The sequence below is a fragment of the Variovorax boronicumulans genome, from assembly GCF_040544675.1.
Lineage (GTDB): Bacteria > Pseudomonadota > Gammaproteobacteria > Burkholderiales > Burkholderiaceae_C > Variovorax > Variovorax boronicumulans_D.
The window spans coordinates 143,684-165,761 of the sequence record NZ_JBEPKK010000002.1; the positions used below are offsets into that span (position 1 = coordinate 143,684).

General features: G+C 66.6%; 20 protein-coding genes. 11 read left to right on the forward strand and 9 right to left on the reverse strand.

The genetic code is table 11. The features are described 5' to 3' along the window. Positions 1 to 88: 88 nt before the first annotated feature. The 9 genes from ABIC90_RS04000 to ABIC90_RS04040 all read left to right on the forward strand — a co-directional run bounded on the left by ABIC90_RS04000 (position 89) and on the right by ABIC90_RS04040 (position 9,560). On the forward strand, positions 89 to 1,714 hold the full coding sequence (locus tag ABIC90_RS04000) for an MFS transporter (protein WP_354352746.1): 1,626 nt from the start codon (positions 89 to 91) through the stop codon (positions 1,712 to 1,714). 179 nt (positions 1,715 to 1,893) lie between these two features. Beyond that, positions 1,894 to 2,715, forward strand: coding sequence for a creatininase family protein (locus ABIC90_RS04005; protein ID WP_354352747.1), 822 nt, complete (start codon positions 1,894 to 1,896; stop codon positions 2,713 to 2,715). A gap of 23 nt (positions 2,716 to 2,738) precedes the next feature. After that, positions 2,739 to 3,551, forward strand: coding sequence for an ABC transporter ATP-binding protein (locus tag ABIC90_RS04010; protein ID WP_354352748.1), 813 nt, complete (start codon positions 2,739 to 2,741; stop codon positions 3,549 to 3,551). Then, complete coding sequence (locus ABIC90_RS04015; RefSeq protein WP_354352750.1) at positions 3,529 to 4,416, forward strand: ABC transporter permease; 888 nt, start codon at positions 3,529 to 3,531, stop codon at positions 4,414 to 4,416. Before ABIC90_RS04010 ends, ABIC90_RS04015 begins: the two co-directional genes overlap by 23 nt. After that, complete coding sequence (locus ABIC90_RS04020; RefSeq protein WP_354352751.1) at positions 4,388 to 5,785, forward strand: FAD-binding oxidoreductase; 1,398 nt, start codon at positions 4,388 to 4,390, stop codon at positions 5,783 to 5,785. The genes ABIC90_RS04015 and ABIC90_RS04020 overlap by 29 nt, the downstream gene beginning before the upstream one ends. A gap of 357 nt (positions 5,786 to 6,142) precedes the next feature. Further along, a complete protein-coding gene (locus ABIC90_RS04025) occupies positions 6,143 to 7,171 on the forward strand; it encodes an ABC transporter substrate-binding protein (protein ID WP_354352752.1) in 1,029 nt (342 codons plus the stop codon). 150 nt (positions 7,172 to 7,321) lie between these two features. Beyond that, positions 7,322 to 7,912, forward strand: coding sequence for an NAD(P)H-dependent oxidoreductase (locus ABIC90_RS04030; RefSeq protein ID WP_354352753.1), 591 nt, complete (start codon positions 7,322 to 7,324; stop codon positions 7,910 to 7,912). A 23-nt stretch (positions 7,913 to 7,935) separates the two neighbouring features. Next, positions 7,936 to 8,901, forward strand: coding sequence for a PDR/VanB family oxidoreductase (locus tag ABIC90_RS04035; protein ID WP_354352754.1), 966 nt, complete (start codon positions 7,936 to 7,938; stop codon positions 8,899 to 8,901). Next, entirely contained in the window at positions 8,898 to 9,560 is a 663-nt protein-coding gene (locus tag ABIC90_RS04040) for a TetR family transcriptional regulator C-terminal domain-containing protein (RefSeq protein WP_354352755.1), read from the forward strand. Before ABIC90_RS04035 ends, ABIC90_RS04040 begins: the two co-directional genes overlap by 4 nt. Positions 9,561 to 9,930: 370 nt before the next feature. Here the strand turns inward: ABIC90_RS04040 and ABIC90_RS04045 are convergent, their stop codons facing one another. The 8 genes from ABIC90_RS04045 to ABIC90_RS04080 form a co-directional block, all read right to left on the reverse strand. After that, complete coding sequence (locus tag ABIC90_RS04045) at positions 9,931 to 10,389, reverse strand: RidA family protein (RefSeq protein WP_354352756.1); 459 nt, start codon at positions 10,387 to 10,389, stop codon at positions 9,931 to 9,933. After that, complete coding sequence (locus ABIC90_RS04050; protein ID WP_354352757.1) at positions 10,386 to 11,582, reverse strand: amidohydrolase family protein; 1,197 nt, start codon at positions 11,580 to 11,582, stop codon at positions 10,386 to 10,388. Before ABIC90_RS04050 ends, ABIC90_RS04045 begins: the two co-directional genes overlap by 4 nt. Continuing rightward, complete coding sequence (gene otnI, locus ABIC90_RS04055) at positions 11,579 to 12,397, reverse strand: 2-oxo-tetronate isomerase (RefSeq protein ID WP_354352758.1); 819 nt, start codon at positions 12,395 to 12,397, stop codon at positions 11,579 to 11,581. The genes ABIC90_RS04050 and otnI overlap by 4 nt, the downstream gene beginning before the upstream one ends. A 10-nt stretch (positions 12,398 to 12,407) precedes the next feature. Then, complete coding sequence (locus tag ABIC90_RS04060) at positions 12,408 to 13,073, reverse strand: class II aldolase/adducin family protein (protein WP_354352759.1); 666 nt, start codon at positions 13,071 to 13,073, stop codon at positions 12,408 to 12,410. Beyond that, positions 13,070 to 14,350 carry a 3-oxo-tetronate kinase gene (otnK, locus tag ABIC90_RS04065; RefSeq protein WP_354352760.1) on the reverse strand — a complete coding sequence of 427 codons (1,281 nt, stop codon included), beginning with the start codon at positions 14,348 to 14,350 and terminating at the stop codon, positions 13,070 to 13,072. The genes ABIC90_RS04060 and otnK overlap by 4 nt, the downstream gene beginning before the upstream one ends. Beyond that, a complete protein-coding gene (gene ltnD, locus ABIC90_RS04070) occupies positions 14,347 to 15,246 on the reverse strand; it encodes an L-threonate dehydrogenase (RefSeq protein WP_354352761.1) in 900 nt (299 codons plus the stop codon). The genes otnK and ltnD overlap by 4 nt, the downstream gene beginning before the upstream one ends. Before the next feature lie 65 nt (positions 15,247 to 15,311). After that, entirely contained in the window at positions 15,312 to 16,679 is a 1,368-nt protein-coding gene (locus tag ABIC90_RS04075; protein ID WP_354352762.1) for a GntP family transporter, read from the reverse strand. Between the two features lie 180 nt (positions 16,680 to 16,859). After that, positions 16,860 to 17,636 (reverse strand): FadR/GntR family transcriptional regulator, encoded by a 777-nt coding sequence (locus tag ABIC90_RS04080; protein WP_354352764.1) that lies wholly within the window; start codon positions 17,634 to 17,636, stop codon positions 16,860 to 16,862. 142 nt (positions 17,637 to 17,778) lie between these two features. Here ABIC90_RS04080 and ABIC90_RS04085 point away from each other — a divergent pair, with 142 nt between their 5' ends. Both ABIC90_RS04085 and ABIC90_RS04090 read left to right on the forward strand, forming a co-directional pair. Then, a complete protein-coding gene (locus ABIC90_RS04085; RefSeq protein WP_354352765.1) occupies positions 17,779 to 18,366 on the forward strand; it encodes a DUF6932 family protein in 588 nt (195 codons plus the stop codon). Further along, positions 18,350 to 19,318 (forward strand): hypothetical protein, encoded by a 969-nt coding sequence (locus tag ABIC90_RS04090; protein WP_354352766.1) that lies wholly within the window; start codon positions 18,350 to 18,352, stop codon positions 19,316 to 19,318. Before ABIC90_RS04085 ends, ABIC90_RS04090 begins: the two co-directional genes overlap by 17 nt. Here the strand turns inward: ABIC90_RS04090 and mdeB are convergent. Beyond that, positions 19,315 to 21,981, reverse strand: a complete 2,667-nt coding sequence (mdeB, locus tag ABIC90_RS04095) for an alpha-ketoglutarate dehydrogenase (RefSeq protein WP_354352767.1) — start codon at positions 21,979 to 21,981, stop codon at positions 19,315 to 19,317. The genes ABIC90_RS04090 and mdeB overlap by 4 nt on opposite strands. Between the last annotated feature and the right edge of the window lie 97 nt (positions 21,982 to 22,078).

The window sequence follows — 22,078 nt, forward strand, 5'->3', positions numbered from 1 at the left end:
GCAAAGCCGGTTCCGCGGTGTTCCCGAAAAGAGAGGATTGCATGCTTGCTATGGGCGTCTGAAATCGCCGACGCCACAATAGCGCCACATGCCACCCATAACGACCGAAGAGACACCCATCCCGCCCGCGCAGCCGCAACCCTCGAAGTTCGCGGCCCTCGAGCCGCTGAAGCTCCCCGTGTTCCGCATGCTGTGGAGCACCTGGCTCATCGCCAACATCTGCATGTGGATGAACGATGTGGCGGCGGCGTGGATGATGACCTCGCTGACCACCTCGCCGATCTGGGTCGCGCTGGTGCAGTCGGCCTCCACGCTTCCGGTCTTCCTGCTGGGGCTTCCTAGCGGCGCGCTGGCCGACATCCTGGACCGCCGGCGCTGGCTGGTGGCCACGCAGTTCTGGCTGGCCGGCACGGCCATCGTGCTGTGCGCGGCACTGGCGCTGGACGTGATGACCGCGCCGCTGCTGCTGGCGCTCACCTTCGCCAACGGCATCGGCCTGGCGCTGCGCTGGCCGGTGTTCTCGGCCATCGTGCCCGAGCTGGTGCCGCGCCTGCAGCTGCCGGCAGCGCTCGGCCTCAACGGCATCGCGATGAACGCTTCGCGCATCATCGGCCCGCTCACGGCCGGCATGCTGATCGCGAGCGCGGGGACCATCTGGGTGTTCGCGCTCAACGCGGTGCTGTCGGTGGCCTCGGGCTTCGTGGTGCTGCGCTGGCGGCGCGAGCACACGCCCAATCCGCTGGGCCGCGAAAAACTCATCGGTGCCATGCGCGTGGGCGTGCAGTTCGTGCGGCAGTCGCAGCGCATGCGGGCGGTGTTGACGCGCATCTCGATCTTCTTCTTTCACTCGACGGCGCTGCTCGCGTTGCTGCCGCTGCTGGCGCGCAACTTGAAGGGCGGCGACGCGGGCACCTTCACGCTGCTGCTGGCCGCGATGGGCTCGGGCGCGATCGTCGCGGTGCTGTTCCTGCCGCGGCTGCGCCAGGCGCTGGGGCGCGACCAGCTGGTGCTGCGCGGCACGCTGCTGCAGTCGGGTGCCACGGCGGTGATGGCCTTTGCGCCCAACGCCTGGGTGGCGGTGCCGGCGATGTTCTTCGGCGGCATGGCGTGGATCACGGTGGCCAATTCGCTCTCGGTGTCGGCGCAGCTCGCGCTGCCCGACTGGGTGCGGGCGCGCGGCATGTCGATGTACCAGATGGCCATCATGGGCGCGAGTGCGTTGGGCGCGGCGATCTGGGGCCAGGTGGCCACTGTCACGGCGCTCAACCTGAGCCTGGCCATCGCCGCGGTCAGCGGCACCTTGCTGATGCTGATCGCCCTGCGCTGGGTGACCGACGTGACCGGCGAGGACGACACCAGCCCCGCCGAAGCCGGCTGGGCCGCCGGCCCGCCCGCCGAGGCGCCGCAGGAAGAAGGGCGTGTGGTGATCACGGTCGAATACCTCATCGACCCAGCGCGCGCCGCGGCCTTTCACATCGTCATGCAGCAGACGCGCCGCGCGCGGCTGAGCCAGGGCGCCATCGGCTGGGAGCTGCTGCACGACATCGCGCAGCCCAGCCGCTATGTGGAGCAGATCGTGGACGACTCATGGACCGACCACCTGCGCCGTTTCAACCGCGCGACCGCCAGCGACATGGCGCTGCGGGAGCGCCGGCTGGCGTTTCACCTGGGCGAGACGCCGCCGGTGGTCACGCGCTTCGTGGTGCGGCGCTGAGGTCCGGGCGCACGCAGCGATCGGGCGCCGGAGAAGCCGGCAGATTTTTGACCGAGTGCTCGGTTTTGCTGGCACAGCCCTTGCATCAGAGCCATCAAGGGTATCCACGCATGGCAGACTTTTTTTGACCGGGTGGATAATTTAAGCTCCATAACCCGTCTTCCACGAGGTTTGCCACGATGAATCCGCCCAAGCTGCGCAGCCGCTTCTGGTCCGACCTGACCAGCGAAGAGTTCTCCCGCCTCGACCGCGAACGGCTCATCGCCGTGCTGCCCGTGGGCGCCACCGAACAGCACGGCCCTCACCTGCCGATGTCGACCGACACCGCCACCATCGACGGCATGGTGCGCGCCAGCCTCCCGCACCTGCCCGACGAGCTGCCGGTGCTGTTCTTGCCCACCGTGGCCTATGGCAAGAGCAACGAGCATTCGCGCTACCCGGGCACGCTCACCGTCTCGGCCAACACGCTGATTTCGCTGTGGAAGGACATCGGCGCCTGCGTCGCCAAGGCCGGCGTGCGGAAGCTCGTCCTCTACAACAGCCACGGCGGCCAGATGAGCGTGATGGACATCGTGGCGCGCGACCTGCGCGAGGCGCACGACATGATGGTCGTGGCCGCCAACTGGTACACGCTGGGCCTGCCCGAGGGCCTGTTCACCGCGCACGAGGGCAAGCACGGCATCCACGCGGGCGATCTCGAAAGCTCGGTGATGCTGCACCTCACGCCCGACTGCGTGCGGCGCGACCAGTTCCAGAACTTCAGCTCCATGACCAAGCAGTTGGCCGAAGAAAACAAGTTCCTCTCGATCACGCCCAGCGGCAAGCTCGGCTGGCAGATGCACGACATCAACCCCTCGGGCGCGGCCGGCGATGCCACGCGCGCCACCGCCGAGAAGGGCGCGGCGGTGCTCGACCATGTGGGCCGGCGCTTCGTCGAACTGCTGCACGAGGTGGACCGCTTCCCGCTGTCCCGTCTCGCCAACGAGCCTGCGTGGCGCTAGCCTCCGCTCCCAAGGAACGCGCCATGGAAAGCACCACGCCATCCATTACTCCGCCGCTGGTCAGCCTGCGCCACGTCAGCAAGCGTTTCGCCAACGGCACGCTCGCGCTGCAGGGCATGACGCTGGACATCGGCGAGCACGACTTCATCAGCTTCCTCGGCCCTTCGGGCTGCGGCAAGAGCACGGCGCTGCGCCTCATCGCGGGGCTCACCCGCCTCAGCTCGGGTGACATGCACTGGTCCGGTGCCAACACCGGCGCGGCCAAGGACAGCAAGAGCGATCGCGACCTGGGCTTCGTGTTCCAGGAGCCCACGCTCATGCCCTGGGCCAAGGTGTTCGACAACGTGTGGCTGCCGCTCAAGCTGGCCGGCCAGAGCCGCGACGCGGCCGCGCCCGTGGTGCAGCAGGTGCTGGAGATGGTCGGCCTCTCGCGCTTCGCCGATGTGTACCCGCGCGAGCTCTCGGGCGGCATGAAGATGCGCGTGTCGATCGCGCGCGCGCTGGTCACGCACCCGCGTCTCTTGCTGATGGACGAGCCCTTCGCCGCGCTCGACGAAATGACACGCATCAAGCTCAACAACGACCTCTTGGCCATCTGGCGCGAGCACCGCTTCTCGGTGGTGTTCGTCACGCACAGCGTGTACGAGTCGGTGTATCTGTCGAACCGCATCGTGGTGATGGCGGCGCGCCCGGGCCGCGTGATCGACGAGATCCGCATCGACGAGCCCTATCCGCGCGGCGAGGAATTCCGCACCTCGAGCCGCTACAACGCGCACTGCACGGCGGTCTCGCAATCACTGCACGGAGCCCTGCATGGCATCGACGTCGATCACTGAGCCCGTCGCCCTTTCAGGCACCGACGCGGATGCGGCACCGTCCGAGGCCGTGCTGCGCGCGCACGAAGACAAACTGCGCCGGCGCGAATCGCTGCTGCGCATCGCGGTGCCCGCGGCCATCGTCGTGTTGCTGCTGCTGGTCTGGGAATGGATGGTTCGCGCCAACAACATCCCGCACTACATCCTGCCCGCGCCCTCGCTCATTCTTCGCACGCTGTTCGACAACTGGGATTCGCTGTCGAGCGCGCTGTGGTTCACCGTGAAGCTCACCCTGCTCGCACTGCTGGCGGCCATCGTCGGCGGCGTGCTGCTGGCGATTGCCTTCGCGCTCTTCAAGTGGGTGGAGATCGGCCTCTTCCCGATCGCGGTGATCCTGCAGGTGACGCCGATCATCGCGATCGCGCCGCTGATCCTGATCTACGTGTCGAGCACCACGGCGGCGCTCCTGCTGTGCGCGTGGATCGTGGCGTTCTTTCCGATCCTCTCGAACACGGTCATCGGCCTGAAGAGCGCCGACAGCAATTTGCGCGACCTCTTCCAGCTCTACAAGGCCTCGCCCTGGCAGACCTTTCGCTACCTGCTGGCGCCGAGCGCGCTGCCGTACTTCATGGCGGGCCTGAAGATCGCGGGCGGGCTGAGCCTGATCGGCGCGGTGGTGGCCGAATTCACTGCGGGCACGGCGGGCAAGGAAACGGGCCTCGCCTCGCGCATCCTCGAATCGAGCTTCCGCACCGAGATTCCGATGATGTTCGCGGCGCTGCTCTTGGTGTCGTTGCTGGGCATCGTGATCTTCATCGTGTTCGCAGCACTGTCACGCCTGGTGCTGGGCCACTGGCATGAAAGCGAAATGCGCCGTGAACGCTAGGACGCCCCTGCCCGTCGTCGATTGGGACGCCGTGCGCGAAGACCTGCGCGGCCTCAACCTCGTCACCGCGCCGAGCCAGCGGAAGCAACTGTCCAAAGACTTCTACTGGTACAGCCCCATCCTTACCGCGCAGCTCGCGGGCTGCGTGGCCGACCTCGTCGTCAAGGTCAGCACCGAGGACGATGTGCGCCAGGCCGCAGCAGTCGCCGCGAAGTGGAAGCTGCCGCTCACCGTGCGCGCCGGCGGCACCGGCAATTACGGCCAGTGCGTGCCGCTCGAAGGCGGCATCGTGCTCGACGTGACGCAGATGTGCCGCGTGCTCGACATCCAGGACGGCCGCATGCGCGTGGAGGCCGGCGCGCGCATGCACGACATCGACCTCGCCGCGCGCGAGACCGGGCAGGCGCTGCGCATGTGGCCCTCGACCTGGCATGTGGCCAGCATCGGCGGCTTCATTGCGGGCGGCTTCGGCGGCATCGGGTCGTTTCGCCACGGCATCCTGCGCGACCCCGGCAACCTGCTGCGCTCGCGCGTGATGACGGTGGAGCGTGAACCGCGCGTCATCGAACTCGTGGGCGACGAGATCCAGCAGGTGCACCACGCCTACGGCACCAACGGCGTGATCCTCGATGTCGAGGTCGCCCTGAGCCCGGCCGTCGAGTGGGTGCACTGCACGGTGCTGTTCGAGACGTACCGCGGTGCATTGGACTTCGGCATTGCAGCGCAGGCGCCGACGCTCGACATCTTTTTGCTCTCGACGGTGGAGGCGCGCTTCTCGCCGTACTACACGGCGATGCGCGACCGCTTTCCGATCGACCGGCATGCGGTGTTCACCATGGTCTCGCCCGAGTCGATGGCCGAGTTCCGCGCGTTGGCGGATGCGCACGGCGGCACCATCTCCGTCGCGGGCACCGAGGCCGAACTGCTCGCCGACGGCTTGCCGCCCGCCTACGAGTGCGCCTTCAACCACACGACGCTGCAGGCGCTGAAGGCCGACCGTGGCTGGACGTACCTGCAGGTCGCCTATGCGCAGCCCTTCGATCCGTCGGTGGTCGAGCGCCATCTCAAAATCTTCGGCGACGACGTGCTGCAGCACCAGGACTTCGCACGCGCCAACGGCGAATGCGGCACCTTCGGCATCCTGCTCGTGCGCTGGAAGGGCGAGGCCCACCAGTACGAGGTGATCCGCGAGATCGAGTCGCAGGGCGGCTGCCAGATCTTCAACCCGCATGTGGTCACCATCGAGGACGGCGGCATGAAGACCATCGACACGCAGCAGATCGAGTTCAAGAAGCGCAGCGATCCGATGGGGTTGATGAACCCCGGCAAGACGCGTGGGTGGACCTCGGACATGGCTGTCGAGCGTTGAAATGAAGCGCTGCTTTTTGGTTCGCGGCTGCTGGGGTCATTCGGGGCGCACTCACGCCGACGGGGTACCTTGCTCCGCGAATGTCCTCCGGCCTTCGGCCTCCCCCTTGATTTCGCTGCGCAAGGCACCCCATCGGCGTGAGCGTTGTGAACCACGGTGGTTGATCGTTCGATCACCAGCAGCGTGCCCAAGTGCGAAGAGCACCGGGTGCTCCCCGCAGCGAAATCAAGGAGGAGGGCGAAGCCCGGGGGACATTCGCGGAGGGGAGCACCCGGTGTTCTTCGCACGCGCCCCGAGCGGCAGAATCCCACCCGCATCCATCTCGATCATTCAGATTCAACCCAGGAGTCCACTCCCATGCGCATCCCCGCTCTGACAATCCGCCCGCTCGCCCTCGGCCTGGCCCTCGCGGCCGCCGCCTTCGCCGTGCAGGCGCAGGAAAAAGTGGTGTTCGCCACCAACTGGAAAGCGCAGGCCGGCCACGGCGGCTTCTACCAGGCGCTGGTGGACGGCACCTACAAGAAGTACGGTCTCGACGTCGAGATCCAGCAGGGCGGACCGATGGTCAACAACCGGCCGATGCTGCCGGCGGGCAAGGTCGACTTCCTCATGACCGGCAACCTGCTGCAGTCCTTCGACAACGTGAAGAACGGCGTGCCCACGGTGGTGGTTGCCGCCTTCTTCCAGAAGGACCCGCAGGCCATGTTCGCCCATCCGGGCCAGGGCTTCGACACCTTCAAGGACATGGCCAAGGCGCCCGTGGCCTTCATCGGCAAGGACGGCCAGTTCAGCTTCTGGCAGTGGATGAAATCGGAGCACGGCTTCAAGGATTCGCAGCTCAAGCCCTACACCTTCAACGTCGGCCCGTTCCTGGCGGACAAGAAGTCGATCCAGCAGGGTTATGCGATTTCGGAACCGCTGTCGATCAAGGCGCAGGCCGGCTTCGACCCCGTGGTGCAGCTGCTGGCGGACAACGGCTTCTCGACCTACTCGACCACCATCGAGACGCGCGCCGACCTCATCAAGACCAAGCCCGAGACGGTACGCAAGTTCGTCGAGGCCTCGATCATCGGCTGGAACAACTACCTCTACGGCGACAACAAGGCCGCCAACGAACTCATCGCCAAGACCAACCCCGACTCGCCCGTCGCCGCGCTGCAGGGCTCCACCGAATTGATCAAGAAGATGGGCATCGTGGACAGCGGCGAATCGCTTACCAAGGGCATCGGCGCGATGGACGAAGCCCGCGTGAAGGACTTCTACGACAAGATGGTCAAGGCCGGTCTCTACAAGCCGGGCGAGGTCGACCTGTCGAAGGTGGTGACCACGCAGTTCGTGAACAAGGGCGTGGGCGTCGACGTGCGCAAGAAGCTCACCGGCAAGTAAGCCGCTTTCACAAGAAAAAATTTCCCGTGGGCCGCGCGGGGCTTGCGCCGGGGTCAGATGCCGGCGCCTGGGTTGCCATAAGGCACCGCGCTGCCTTTTGTTCCTTGGGCTCTGACCCTGTCTCGCCGATAGGCGATGCGGCCCTTTTTCATGAAAACGTTAGTCGTCCACTGCCATCCGAACCCCGACAGCTTCAATCACGCGCTCTACCGCACGGCGCTGGCGGCCCTCGAACCCCGGCATGCGGTGCGGACCATCGACCTGTATGCCGAGGGCTTCGATCCCACGCTGACCCGCGAAGAGCGCATGGCCTACCTGGACAACCCCGACCTCATCCGCGAACGTGTGAAGCCCCATGTCGATGCACTGCTGTGGGCCGAGCACCTGGTGTTCGTCTACCCGACCTGGTTCCACGGCCCTCCGTCCATGCTCAAGGGCTGGCTGGAGCGGGTGTGGCTGCCGGGCGTGGCCTTCCTGCCGGCCGAGCGCAAGGGGCAGCTCGCAAGGTCGGGCCTGCGGCACATCCGGCGGCTGACGGTGGTGACCACGGGCGGCTCGCCGCGCTGGTTCGTGCTGGCCATCGGCGACCCCGGGCGGCGGCTCTTCACGCGCGCGCTGCGGGCGCTGTTCGCCTTGCGCTGCAAGGTCACCTGGCTGCAGCTGCACGACATGAACGCCGTCACCGCGAGCGACCGCACGCATTTCATCGAGCGCGTTTCGCGCAAGCTGCAGAACATCTGAAGAAAGCAGGGAGAACCCACACCATGAGCCTCGAACGCACGCTGACCGTCCGCGTCGAACGCATCTCGCGCGAGACGCCGGAGATCCTGGCCTTCGAGCTTGCGCATCCGTGGGGACGCGCGCTGCCGGGGTACGAGGCCGGCGCGCACATCGACGTGCACATGCCCGGCGGTTTTTCACGCCAGTACTCGCTGGCGCGCGGGCCTTCGAACGCCGCGTCCTACGTGATCGGTGTGAAGCGCGAGCTGGCGAGCCGCGGCGGATCGGCCTCGATGCACGAGCGTGTGCGCGAGGGCGACCTGATCGCGATCAGCACGCCGCGCAACACCTTTCCCTTGCGCGAAGAAGCCGCGCACCATCTTCTGATGGCCGGTGGCATCGGCATGACGCCGCTGCTGGCCATGGCGCAGGCGCTCGCGGCGCGCGGTGCGTCGTTCACGCTGTGCGTGTTCGCGCGCAGCGAAGAGCACCTGGCGTTTGCCGATGCGCTGCGCGACCCCGCGCTTGCGCCGCACCTGCGCCTGCATCTGGACCAGGGTGATGCCTCGCAACGCATCGACCTGCACGCACTGCTGGCCGAGCGCGCGCCGGACACGCACCTGTACGTGTGCGGCCCCGGTGGCTTCATGCAGGCGGTGCGCGACGCGGCCTCGGTGGCCCGCTGGCCCGAAGACGCGCTGCACGCCGAATACTTCGCCGCACCGACCGACGCCAACACCACCACCGGCCTGCCTTTCACGCTGAAGCTCGCCCGGCGCGGCATCACAGTGCCGGTCGCGGCCGACCAGACCGCCGTCGATGCGCTGCACGAAGTGGGCATCGACATCCCTGTGTCGTGCCAGCAGGGCCTGTGCGGCACCTGCGTGGTCGAGGGTGACGGCGAAGGCGCGGAGCACCGCGACTTCTGCCTCACGGGCACCGAGCGGCGTGGCAAGGTGGCGCTGTGCTGCTCGCGCGCCAAGGGCCTCGAACTGGTGCTGCAGTTGTGAGCGCCCAGGAGAAGCCGAACGAAAGCGAGAGCGAAGCGCCCGCCACGCGCGGCCGTTCGCGCAAGTACACGCAGGTGCTGGGCGTCATCTACCAGGCCGCGGTCGAGGTGTTCGCGAGCGAGGGCCTGGCTGGCGCATCGACGCAGGCCATCGCCGACAAGGCCGGGCTCTCGAAGGCGCAGCTGCACTACTACATCGACAGCAAGGAAGCGCTCTACCGCCAGGTGCTGCAGGACATCCTGAACGACTGGATCGTGGTGTTCGGCTTCAGCGACGAGGCCTTCGGTCCGCGCAAGGTGCTGGCCGACCTGATCCATCGCAAGATGATGTTCTCGTTCCAGCACCCGCTGCGTTCGCGCATCTTCACCGCCGAGATGATGCGCGGCGCGCCGGTACTCAACACCATGATGGACACGAGCAAGACGCGCACCGACCAGGCCGCCTCGGTGATCCAGAACTGGATGAACCAGGGCCTGATGGACAAGGCCGACCCGATGCTGGTGCTGTTCCACATCTGGGCGGTGACGCAGTTCTACGCGGACCATGCGACGCAGGCCGCGTACTTCCGCAACACCGCGCAGGACGGCGACGACAAGGACCGGCGCTACCTGATCGAGCAGGTGACGGATTTCCTGCTGAAGGGGGCGGGGGTCAAGTAGCCACCGCGCGCCCGTCCGTTCACGCTGAGCTTGTCGAAGCGCCGCGCAAGACTTCGACAAGCTCAGTCCGAACGGTGGAGGGGAATCACATCCATCATCCGTTCACGCTGAGCCTGTCGAAGCGCCGCGCAAGACTTCGACAAGCTCAGTCCGAACGGTGGGGCGAATCACATCCACGATCCGTTCACGCTGAGCTTGTCGAAGCGCCGCGCAAGGCTTCGACGAGCTCAATCCGAACGGTGGAGGGGAATCACATCTTTCATCCGTTCACGCTGAGCCTGTCGAAGCGCCGCGCAAGACTTCGACAGGCTCAGCCCGAACGGTTGGTTGCGGTCGGCTGCGGCGGATTCCGCTCAGCCCGAACGGTGGGTCATTTCTTCGGCAAGTACATCGTCGCTTCGACTTCCACCAGCACCTCGTCGCCCGGCAGGAAACGCGACACCTCCACCACCGTGCTCACCGGCGGCTCGCCCGGATAGAAGAGGCCGCGCACGCGGTTGTAGAACGCGTAGTGCGGCAGGTGGCGAAAGTACTGCACCAGCTTGACCACGTCGTCCATCGTGCCGCCGTGCTCGGCCGCGATTTGGCGGATGCGCTCCAGCACGAACCAGCTCTGCGCGACGATGGCCGCTTCGAAAACATCGACCGACATCTGCCCGGTGGCGTAGCCCACACCTTGCAATGCAGTGCGGGCTTCTTCGGGGATGTCGTCGTAGCCCGCGACCGCGCGGCGCTTGGCCGGGTCGACCGCGACCACGCCGCTCATGAAGACGAAATCGCCGACGCGTTTGGCGGCGGCGTAGTTGGCCATTGGCTTGCCCATGCTCATAGTGATTTCTCCAGAATTCGACCGGCACGGATCACCGTACGCTCGCGCCCGCGCGGCCCGATGAGCTCGTGCTCGTCCGTGGCCGCAAGCAGCACCAGGTCGGCCGGGCAGCCCGGTGCGATGCGGCCGTCCCACGCAAGGCCGAGCGCCTTCGCGGGGCTGACGGTGATCGCATCGAGCCACTCGCCCGCGGGCGCCAGGTGCGCCATCTGCACGCCGAGGCCGAAGGTCTCCAAGAGGTCGTAGCTGCCGTAGGGATAGAAGGCGTCCTGCACGTTGTCCGTGGCCAGGCTCGCACGCAAGCCCCGTGCCGCTGCTTCGTGGATGCGCGTGATGCCGCGCGGCACGGGCGTGCGGTCCCAGGCGCCCTGCAGGTAGAGATTCGTGGTGGGCAGTGCAACGATGTGCAGGCCCGCGCCAGCGCAGAGCGCCAGTGTTTCGTTGGCGACGTTGTCGTCCTGCATCGAAAGCGAGCAGCAGTGGCCGCAGACGACGCCCTGCTTGAAGTCGCGCGCACGCACCAGCTGGGCGATGCTGCGAAGGCCCGTGGCTTCGGCATCGAGGCCTTCATCGACATGGAAGTCGAGGCCGAGGCCTTGCTGCTGCGCCAGATCGAACACGCGGCCCAGCTTGTCGACGATGCCGTCGTTGCGATAGACAAAAGCGCCGAGCACGCCGCCCGCGCGCTTCACTTCGCTGGCGATGCGCTCGCCGGCCGCGAGGTCGGCGAACACATCGAGCGGCGTGAGCGAAACGAACTGCAGCTCGACATGCCCGCGCCATGCGTCGCGCAGCGCCTCGAACACCGCGAGCGCGGCCGGTGCCTCGGGCTGCACCCAATCGATGTGCGTGCGCAGCGCGCGCGTGCCCGATTGCCAGGCGTCGCGCAGGGCCCGCTCCATGCGCAGGCGCAGCGTCTCGGCGGTCCAGCCGGCGCGGTGTTTCTCCATGCGCTCGATGGCCGCGAACAGGTTGCCCTGCGCCGCGCCCACTTCCTGCACCGTGTAGTTCTTGTCGATGTGCGCATGCGCCTCGACCAGCGCGCTCAGCAGCGTGCCTTGCGCCTTTGTCTGCGAGGCGCTGGGTGCGATGGCCGCGACCTTGTCGCCATCGAGCGTGATATCGAAGACCTGCGCATCGCCACAAGCAAAGCCGCGCAGCGGCGCCGGAATGCGCAGCGCCTCGAGCTTCATGCGCGCTGTTGCAGTGCGCGCAGCCACCCCAGGCCCGCGGAAGTGCCGCCGGGTTCCGAGCCGCGCTTCGGCCGGTACTCGCAGCCGACCCAGCCTTGCCAACCGCATTGCCTGGAGACCTCATCGATCACGTCGAAGAGATAACCGTAGTTCTGCTCGCCGATGTCGGGCTCGTGGCGCTCGGGCACGCCGGCGATCTGCAGATGGCCGACGCGGCCGGTGGGCAGGTACTTGCGGATCTTCATTGCCACATCGCCTTCGACGATCTGGCAGTGGTACAGGTCCATCTGCACCTTGAGATTGGGCGCGCCCACGGTCTCGACGATCTGGTGCGCATCGTCCTGCCGATTGAGAAAGAAGCCGGGGATGTCGCGCGTGTTGATCGGCTCAATGAGCACGTCGCGGCCGGCCTTGGCTGCCTCTTCGGCGGCGAAGCGCAGGTTGTCCAGGTACACGGGCCGCACGGCATCGCGCTGCAGGTCTTGCGGCACGAGGCCGGCCATGATGTGGATGCGCGGGCAGTCGAGCGCCACGGCGTAGTCGATGGCCTTGGCGATGCCTTCGCGGAACTCGGCATCGCGGCCAGGCAGGCACGCGAGGCCGCGTTCGCCGCCGTCCCAGTTGCCGGGCGGGCCGTTGAAGAGCACCTGCTGCAGGCCGTTGTGCTTCAGGCGCGCGACGATGTCTTCTTTGGCGAAGGCGTAGGGGAAGAGGTACTCGACCGCCTTGAAGCCGTCCTTGGCGGCGGCGTCGAAACGATCGAGGAAGTCGAGCTCGGGATAGAGCATCGAGAGGTTGGCTGCGAATTGGGGCATGGTCTTTCTTCTACCAGCGCGCACCGAAGGTGGTGCGCAGTTCATCGATCTGGTCGGCCTTCAGCGGCGCGGGCCTTGCAGCGCCGGTGAGCATCTGGAGGCGTGCTGTTTCTTCGAGTTCCTCGAGCACGGCCATGGCGGCGGCCGGCGTTTCGTGCCACACGTTGGGGCCGAGGCGTTCGAGCATCACGGCGCGGATGGGCGTGCCCGCGGCGCCGAAGCGTTCGATGGCCTGCGCCACCATCTCGGCCGCTTCGGGCGCGCCGGGACGGTGATACGGAATGAGCGGCACATGGCCGACCTTCATCACGAAATACGGCGTGAGCGCGGGCAGCAGTTCATCCCCGGCCGGGCTCAGCGTGAGCGCGACGCAATGCGTGCTGTGCGTGTGGATGACGCAGGCGGTCTGTGCATCGAAGCGGCACGCGGCCGCGTAGATGCGCGTGTGCAGCGCGATGGTCTTGCTGGCGCGGTCACCACCGAGCTGCTTGCCGTCGGCATCGAGCCGCGCGAGCCGCGCCGGGTCCAGAAAGCCGAGGCAGGCATCGGTCGGCGTGATGAGGAAGCCATCGTCCAGCCGCACGCTGATGTTGCCCGCCGTCGCATGCACGTAACCGCGCTCGAACAGGCTGCGGCCGACCCGGCAGATTTCTTCGCGCGCTTGGTTCTCGGTCATGCAAGCACTGTAAAGGCCTTGGTGAAGAAATCATCCCCACCGAAGTTGCCGGACTTGAGCGCGATGTGCACGCCCGCGCCATCGACGGGTCCGGCGGCCTCGGCGCGCGCGTGGCACCACGGCACGCCGGGGTCGATCTGCGGGCCGATCTGCATCTGGGCGATGCCCAATGCCTGCACGCAGGCGCCCGAGGTTTCGCCGCCTGCCACCACGAGCTGTCGCACGCCCAGGTCCACCAGGCCGCGCGCGATGGCGGCGATGGTGCGTTCGACCATGGCGCCTGCCTCTTCCACACCCAGCTTGCCCTGCACCGACTTCACGGCGCCGGCCTCGGCGGTGGAATAGACCAGCACCGGTTGCTTGCCGACCAGCGGCGCAGCCCAGGCCAGCGCCTCGGCGGCCACATCGACACCCGCAGCAATGCGCAGCGGATCGACCGCCAACGCCGCACCGCCGCGCTGGATGAAATCGAGCACCTGCCGGTTGGTCGCGAGCGAGCAGCTGCCCGAGACCACGGCGCGCAGGCCACCCGCCGCCGGCAATTCGCTGGCCTGCGAAGAAGGCGCGAGGCCGAAGTTCGCGGGCAGCCCGATGGCCACGCCCGACCCCGCAGTGACCAGCGGCATCTTGGCAAGCGCCGGGCCGAGGCGCAGCAGATCGTCGTTCGACACGGCATCGACGATGGCGATCGACACGCCCTCGCTCTTGAGATGCGCAATGCGCTCCGTGATGGCCGCATCGCCGCGCGCCACCACCGTGTGATCGATCAACCCCACCTTGCGCGTGCACTGCGCCTGCAGCACGCGCACCAGGTTCGCATCGGTCATCGGCGTGAGCGGATGGTTCTGCATGCCGCTCTCGTTGAGCAGCACATCGCCCGCGAACAGGTAGCCCTTGAACACGGTGCGCTTGTTGTCGGGGAAGGCGGGCGTGGCGATGGTGAAGTCGCAGCGCAGCGCCTCCATCAGCGCCTCGGTGACAGGGCCGATGTTGCCTTGGGGCGTGCTGTCGAAGGTGGAGCAGTACTTGAAATAGATCTGCTGCGCGCCCTGCGCCTGCAGCCAGCGCAGCGCATCGAGCGATTGCGCGATGGCCTCGGCCGGCGCGATGGTGCGCGACTTGAGCGCGACCACCACGGCATCGACATCCGCATCGAGTGGCGCGGCCGGCACGCCGATGGTCTGCACCACGCGCATGCCGGCGCGCACCAGGTTGTTGGCCAGATCGGTCGCGCCGGTGAAGTCGTCGGCGATACAGCCGAGCTTGATCGCGCTCATGCCTTCTTGCCCTTGGGCAGCTCGATGCCCGGGAAGATCTTGATGACGGCGCTGTCGTCTTCCTTGGCAAAGCCGGCGGTCGAGGCCTGCATGAACATCTGGTGCGCGGTCGATGCCAGCGGCAGCGGGAATTTGCTGGCGCGCGCGGTGTCGAGCACCAGGCCCAGGTCCTTCACGAAGATGTCCACGGCCGACAGCGGCGTGTAGTCGCCGGCCAGCACGTGGGCCATGCGGTTCTCGAACATCCAGCTGTTGCCTGCGCTGTTCGTGATGACCTCGTACAGCGCGGCGGCGTCCACGCCCTCGCGCAGGCCCAGCGCCATGGCTTCGGCCGCCGCGGCGATGTGCACGCCGGCCAGCAGCTGGTTGATGATCTTCACCTTGCTGCCGGCGCCAGCCCCGTCGCCCAGGCGGTAGACCTTGCCGGCCATCGCGTCGAGCACGGCGTCGGCCGCGGCATAGGCCGCGGGTCTGGCCGAAGTCATCATCGTCATCTGACCCGAGGCCGCCTTGGCGGCGCCGCCGGAGATCGGCGCGTCGACGTAGTTCACGCCCTGCGCATGCAGCCGGGCTTCGAGCGCGATGGACCAGTTCGGATCGACCGTCGAGCACATCACGAAGGTGCTGCCGGCCGGCATCGCGGCGGCGGCACCGTTGTCGCCGAACAGCACCGATTCGGTCTGCGCTGCGTTCACGACCACCGACACCAGCACCGGACACGCGGCGGCCAGTGCGGCGGGCGATGCGCAGGCCACGCCGCCTTCGTTCGCGAAAGCGTCCGCCGCGCCGGGGCGCACGTCGCACACATGCACGTTGAACCCCTTGCCGCGCAGCGTCTTGGCAATGCCAAGGCCCATGGCGCCGAGCCCGATCACGCCGACATTTTTTGAAGTCATGTTGGATTGTTTCTCTGGAAGGATGAAGAAGGAAGGATCGGACGGCGCGGCGCGGGAAAACCCCGTCAGGCCGCCAGCGCCCACAAGGCCGCCGTCATCAGGAAACCGGCAACGCCCAGCACCGTGGTGAGCACCGTCCAGCTGCGCAGGCCGTCGGCCACGCTCAGGCCCAGGTAGCGGGTCACGATCCAGAAGCCGGAGTCGTTGACGTGCGACAGGCCCAGGCCGCCGAAGCCGATGGCCACGGCAAGCAAGGCCACCTGCACCGCGCTGTAGCCGCCCGCCACCACCGCTTCGGCCAGCAGGCCGCAGGTGGTGAGGATGGCGACGGTGGCGGACCCCTGCGCGGCGCGCAGCGCCAGCGAGATCACGAAAGCCGCAAGGATCAACGGCAGGTGCGCCGCCGAGATGCTCTGCGACAGCGCCGCGCCGATGCCCGTGGCCGTCAGCACCTTGGCGAACACACCGCCCGCCCCGGTCACCAGGATCACGGTGGCGGCCGGCGGCAGGGCCGATTCCATGACTTCGTTGGTATGCGCCTTCGACCAGCCCTGGCGCCTGGCGATCATCCAGAAGGCCAGGCCGATGGCGACCATCAGCGCAAAGATCGGCGAGCCGACGAAGCCCAGCAGGTTGCGCATCGGATCGCCCTTGGGCAGCAGCGTGGCGCCGGTCGTGCCGATCATGATCAGCAGCAGCGGGACGGCGATCAGCGTGAGCACCACCCCCACGCCCGGTGCCTGCAGCTTCTGGCGCGCCGAGGCGTCGGCGCCGGCATCGAAGGCGGCGAACTGCTCGGCGGTGGCCGGCAGCATCGCGTAGCGCCGGCGGTTGAGCCAGCGCGAGACGAACTGCGAGAGCACCGCCAGCACCAGGCAGATGCCCAGGCCGATCAGCGTGATCCAGCCGATGTCGGCCTTCAGCACGGCCGCGCCGCCCACGATGCCCGGGTGCGGCGGCACCACGACGTGGGTGGCCAGCATGATGCCCGCCACCGGCAGTCCGAACTTCACCGGATCGACCCCGGCCGCCTTGCAGAAGCCGTAGATGATGGGGACCAGGATGATGAAGCCGACGTCGAAGAAGACCGGAATCGACAGCACCAGGGCGGCGGCCGTCAGCGCGGCCGGCACCCGTTGGGGGCCCAGCCAGACCGTGAAGCGCGTCGCCATGCTGCCGGCGCCGCCCGAGACCTCGATCATGCGGCCCAGCATCGCGCCCAGCGCCACCAGGATCGCCACCGACCCGAGCGTGCCGCCCATGCCGCTGATCAGCGTGGGAATGATCTCCGCGATCGGCAAGCCCGCCGCCAGCGCCACCAGAAAGCTCACCAGCATCATCGCGATGAACGCGTGCACCTGGAAACGGATGATGAGCAACAGCAGCAGTGCGATGCCGGCGACGGCGATGCCGAGAAGAACGGGCGTGGACATGGAATTGGAACGGCCAGGAGTGGATGGACGGGGGTCGTGGCGCGTTCAGTTCGGCTGAATCTTCGCGAAGTCAGTGACCCGCGTTGCGGTTGATTTGTCAGGTAATCATACAAATTTAGACCAAATTGCCCGATCCGGGTAAACCCTCAGGCTCACACCTCGTTTCCTTTTCTTCTTCTTTTATTGACCCGCAGGCCAGCCTTCGACCAGCGGCCGCGCGAGCTGCGCACCCTCCTGCTGCCAGAAGGCCGGGTCGGCCTGCTCGATGCGGCGGATGGCGTTGTCCATGTGGGACTTGGCGGCCTCGCGGGCACGGAGCGCATCGCCGGCCTCGATGGCTTCGACGATCTGCGCGTGCTCCTGCGCAACCTCGCGCGCGAAGTCCGCGCGGCGCGCTTCGTTGGCGCGCGTGACGCGCGTGGCGCCGTGCAGAAACTGCCGCAGGTATTGCAGCGTGCCGATCAGGAACGGGTTGCGCGCGGCCTCGGCGATGGCGCGGTGAAAGCGCACGTCTTCATCGGCGCCGTTGCCGCCGCCAGCAACCGCGGCATGCAGCGCGTCGATGGCGTCGCGGATGCGCTGCACGTCGTCGGGCGTGCGGCGCTCGGCCGCGAGCGCGGCCACTTCGGCTTCGAGCGCGCGGCGTAATTCGACCATCTGGATCACCGCTTCGCGCGAGGCCACGTGCGGCATCTCGAAGCGCAGCGGCTCGACGCCGGCGGCGCGCACGTACACGCCGCTGCCCTGTCGCGAATCCACGAGCCCCAATGACTTGAGCCGCGAGACCGCCTCGCGCACCACGGTGCGGCTCACGCCGAACTGCTCGGCGAGCACCGCCTCGGTCGGCAACCGGTCGCCTTCGGAGAAGCGCCCACTGCGCACCTCGGCCACGAGCGCATCGGCCACCTGGTCGGCCAGGCGGACAGCGGGGGCGAGGGATTGGAAGCGGGCGGTCATGGACAACGTTGGGGTCTGCGACTCTAACTTAGCGATGTCATCATGTTCAGATGGTGCGGTGCCGCGCAATTCGCCTCACTTCCAACGAGTAGGTCTCATTGGGGCTGTCGTATGTACAACAGACGACCGCTATGCTCATCCCGTGATTCCCGACTTCAACCACTCCCATGTATTGCCGCCCTTTGAGGGCGAACGTATGAATAGCGCGCACAGTTCACCCTATCTGGTGACAAGCAGTGAACTGGTACAGCGCTTTGCGATCAGCCGGCAGCGGTGCGTCGTGCTCGATGGACTGCTGCGCTATCGCTCGGAACTTCGAGGGATCGGATTCACGCAAGGATTTCAATGGCTCGACGGCAGTTTTGTCGAAGATATCGAGGCGCGCGAAGATCGAGCGCCGAAGGACATTGATGCAGTGACCTTTGCTCACCCTCCCCCTGGGATGAGCAATACAGCGATCAACCAATTGATGAGCGCTCGACCTGATTTGTTTGATCTGGAGCGCTGCCAACGGGAGTTCCACTGCGACAACTACATTGTTAACCTCGCCATGGCGCCAGAGCGGTTGATAGTGCATACGCGCTATTGGTATGGTCTGTACTCTCACCGCCGCGGAGATGCACTGTGGAAAGGCATGCTGCAATTACCTATGGACTCGGATGATGATTTCGCCCGTGTGATGCTTGATCCACTCATGCACCAAGGAGAACCGAATGCTGGCTCAACTTGAGAAGCAATTTTTGCAAGCCGATTTGGCCCAGGCCCGACAGTTGTTGGCAGAAGGGCAAACACACGATGATCCAATCACGGCACACCAATTTGGTCAACGTGTGCGCCGCCTCGAAAGAGAACTTGCCGAGCTGTCGCAAACAAGCACGCACGCGCCGGTTGGCGTGGCCCTGTTTTTTGGTGGCCGGCCAGTCGTCGGATCTCATGGCATCAAAGCCGCCTTCGGAACCCAGGCTGTCGGTAAATTTCAAAAGCTCGTCAGCCAACGCTATGCGGCGGCTGAGACCGGCCCTCTTTCATCCCGTGGTCGCGTGCCGATGAGCGATGACACTCAACTGCTGGTTACTGATGTCGTACGGGGATCATTCGGCTTCGTTTTACAGGGTAGCGAACCCGCGAGCAGCGATGCTGTGCTACAGGAAGCTGTAGACCATGTCGCCGACACACTGTCCCGCATGGCAGCGGCAGACGATGCGTTGTTCGATGAAGCCTCGGCGGATGTGGATAACCGCCAGCTTGGTACGTTGAAGGAATTCTTCAAGCTCCTGGACGATGAAGGCGCGAGCCTCCGTGTGGTCGAAGGCGAGCGTGATTTCGAACTTACGACGCAAGCCGTTCAACGCGCTCGCCAACGCGCCGAAGCCATGACGATCGAAGACCGGACCGAAACACTCCAGGGCGAGATCATCGGCTGGGCTGAGTATTCGTCGCGCTTTGAGTTGCGGCTGCATGCCGACCGAAGTGTGGTGATCGGTACGGTGGCACGCCCAGCAATGGAGTACGCGCTCCAAGAAGGACTCGTCCCGCTCCATCGCCATGTGCGCGCACGCGTCAAGGTGCGCGAAACACGGATGCGCAACCGCGCTGCGCGCAAGACCTTCGCTTTGCAATCGCTCGAAGCAATCGATCCACCTGCAGATTGGCCGGCCAGGCCAATTCAGCAGTCGATTTAAGCGCCCGAGCTCAGCGCGTACCGCGCAGCCCGCGCGATGCTCGCCGCATCCACGCCGAAGAACTCACGCAGCGCCGCGCGCGTGTCGCTGCGCCCGAAGCCGTCGGTGCCCAGCGTGAGGTAGCGCCGTCCTTCGGGCAGGAAGGCACGCACGCTCTCGGGCACGCTGCGAACGTAGTCGGTGGCGGCGACGATCGGGCCCTTGCCGTTGCCCTTGCCGAGCTGCTGCGCGATGAACGACTCGCCGGCCGCTTCGCCGGCGATGGCGCGCTGCTCGCACGCCAGGCCATCGCGCGCGAGTTCGCTCCAGCTCGTGATGCTGAACACCTCCGCCTCGATGCCCTCATCGGCCAGCAGCTGGGCGGCCTTCACGACCTCGGTGAGGATCGCGCCCGAGCCCATCAGCGTGAGCTTCTTCTTCGCCTTGCCCGAGGTGGGCGGGTAGACGCCGAAGCGATAGCACCCGCGCAGGATGTCGTCTTCCGCACCGGCGGGCACATCGGGCTGCGCGTAGTTCTCGTTCATGAGCGTGACGTAATAGAAAACATCCTTCTGCTCGACCATCATTTCGCGAATGCCCGCATCGACGATCACCGCCATCTCGCCCGCGTAGGCCGGGTCGTAGGCCTTGCAGTTGGGAATGGTCGCGGCCACGAGGTGGCTGCTGCCGTCCTGGTGCTGCAGGCCTTCGCCCCCGAGCGTGGTGCGGCCCGAGGTGGCGCCGAGCAGGAAGCCCCGCGCGCGCTGGTCGGCGGCGGCCCAGATGGCATCGCCCACGCGCTGGAAGCCGAACATCGAGTAGTAGATATAGAACGGCAGCATCGCCAGGCCATGCACGCTGTAGCTGGTGGCTGCCGCCGTCCAGCTCGCGATGGCGCCGGCCTCGCTAATGCCCTCTTCGAGGATCTGCCCATCGGTGGCTTCGCGGTAGCTGAGCACCGAGCCGATGTCTTCGGGCGCATAGCGCTGGCCCACGCTCGAATAGATGCCCACCTGCTTGAAGAGATTCGCCATGCCGAAGGTGCGCGCCTCGTCGGCCACGATGGGCACGATGCGCGGGCCCAGGGCCTTGTCCTTGAGCAGGTTGCCCAACATGCGCACGAAGGCCATGGTGGTGCTCATCTCCTTGCCGGCCGCGGCGGTGGCGAACTGCGCGTAGCTTGCGATGTCAGGCTTGGGCACCACATCGCACGCGGTCTCGCGGCGCGGCATGGTGCCGCCGAGGGATTCGCGGTGCTGGCGCAGGTAGCGCATCTCGGCGCTGTCTTCGGCGGGGCGGTAGAAGTCCATCGCGGTGGCCTGCGCGTCGCTGAGCGGCAGGTTGAAGCGGTCGCGGAATTCGATGAGGTCCACGTCGCCCATCTTCTTGTGCGAGTGCGTGGTCATCTTGCCCTGCGCGGCGCTGCCCATGCCGTAGCCCTTCTTGGTGTGGGCGAGGATGACGGTGGGTTGGCCCTTGTGCTTGGCGGCGGCGGCATACGCGGCATGAATCTTCACGAGGTCGTGGCCGCCGCGCTTGAGGCGATCGATCTGCTCGTCGGTCATGCCTTCGGCCAGGCGCGCGAGCTCGGGGTTCTGGCCGAAGAAGTTGTCGCGGTTGAAGCGGCCGTCTTTCGCCGCGAAGGCCTGCATCTGGCCGTCGACGGTGTTGGCGAACACGCGGGCCAGGGCGCCGCTCACGTCCTGCGCGAAGAGGCCGTCCCAGTCGCTGCCCCACACAAGCTTGATGACGTTCCAGCCTGCACCCGCAAAGAGCTTTTCGAGCTCGTCGATGATGCGGCCGTTGCCGCGCACCGGGCCGTCCAGGCGCTGCAGGTTGCAGTTGACGACCCACACGAGGTTGTCGAGCTTCTCGCGTGCGGCGAGCGTCAAGGCGCTCATCGATTCGGGCTCGTCCATCTCGCCGTCGCCGAACACGCCCCACACCTTGCGGCCTTCGCAGTTCAGAAGATTGCGGTGCGTGAGGTAGCGCATGAAGCGCGCGTGGTAGATCGAGCTGATGGGGCCGATGCCCATCGAGCCGGTGGGGAACTGCCAGAAGTCCGGCATCAGGTACGGATGCGGATAGCTGCTGAGGCCCCGCGCGCCGCTGCCTAGCGTGAAGGCCGGCGCGGTGAGTTCCTGGCGGTAGTGCTTCAGGTCTTCTTCGCTGAGACGGCCTTCGAGGTACGCCCGCGCATAGACGCCGGGCGCGCTGTGCGGCTGGAAGAACACGAGGTCGCCGCGATGCTGCTCGCTGCGCGCGTGGAAGAAATGATTGAAGCCGGTCTCGAAGAGGTCGGCCGCGCTCGCGTAGCTGGCGATGTGGCCGCCGAGTTCGCCGTACGCCTGGTTGGCCTTGGCCACCATCGCGAGCGCGTTCCAGCGCATCAGGGATGCGAGGCGCTCTTCGATCGCGAGGTCGCCCGGGAACGGCGGCTGGTCTTCGGCGGCGATGGTGTTGACGTAAGGCGTGGCCAGCTCGGGCTGCCAGCCGATGCGTTGCTGCCGCGCGAGGCGGGCCAGCTCGACCAGCATCTGGCGTGCGCGCTGCGCGCCATGCGTTTGCGCCAGCGCCAGGAAGGCGTCGCGCCATTCGGCGGTCTCTGCGGGATCGGGGTCGTGCGACATGGGGCTGTCGAGCAACAGGGCGCGCATCTGGTCGGCTGAAATCGGGGCGTTCATGACGGCACTTTAAGCCGGCAGGCGGAAAATTAGCTACTGGCGCCTGTAAGCTCGCGCGGGTGTCGCGGCATAAAATTCCGCCAAATATTGATTTCGA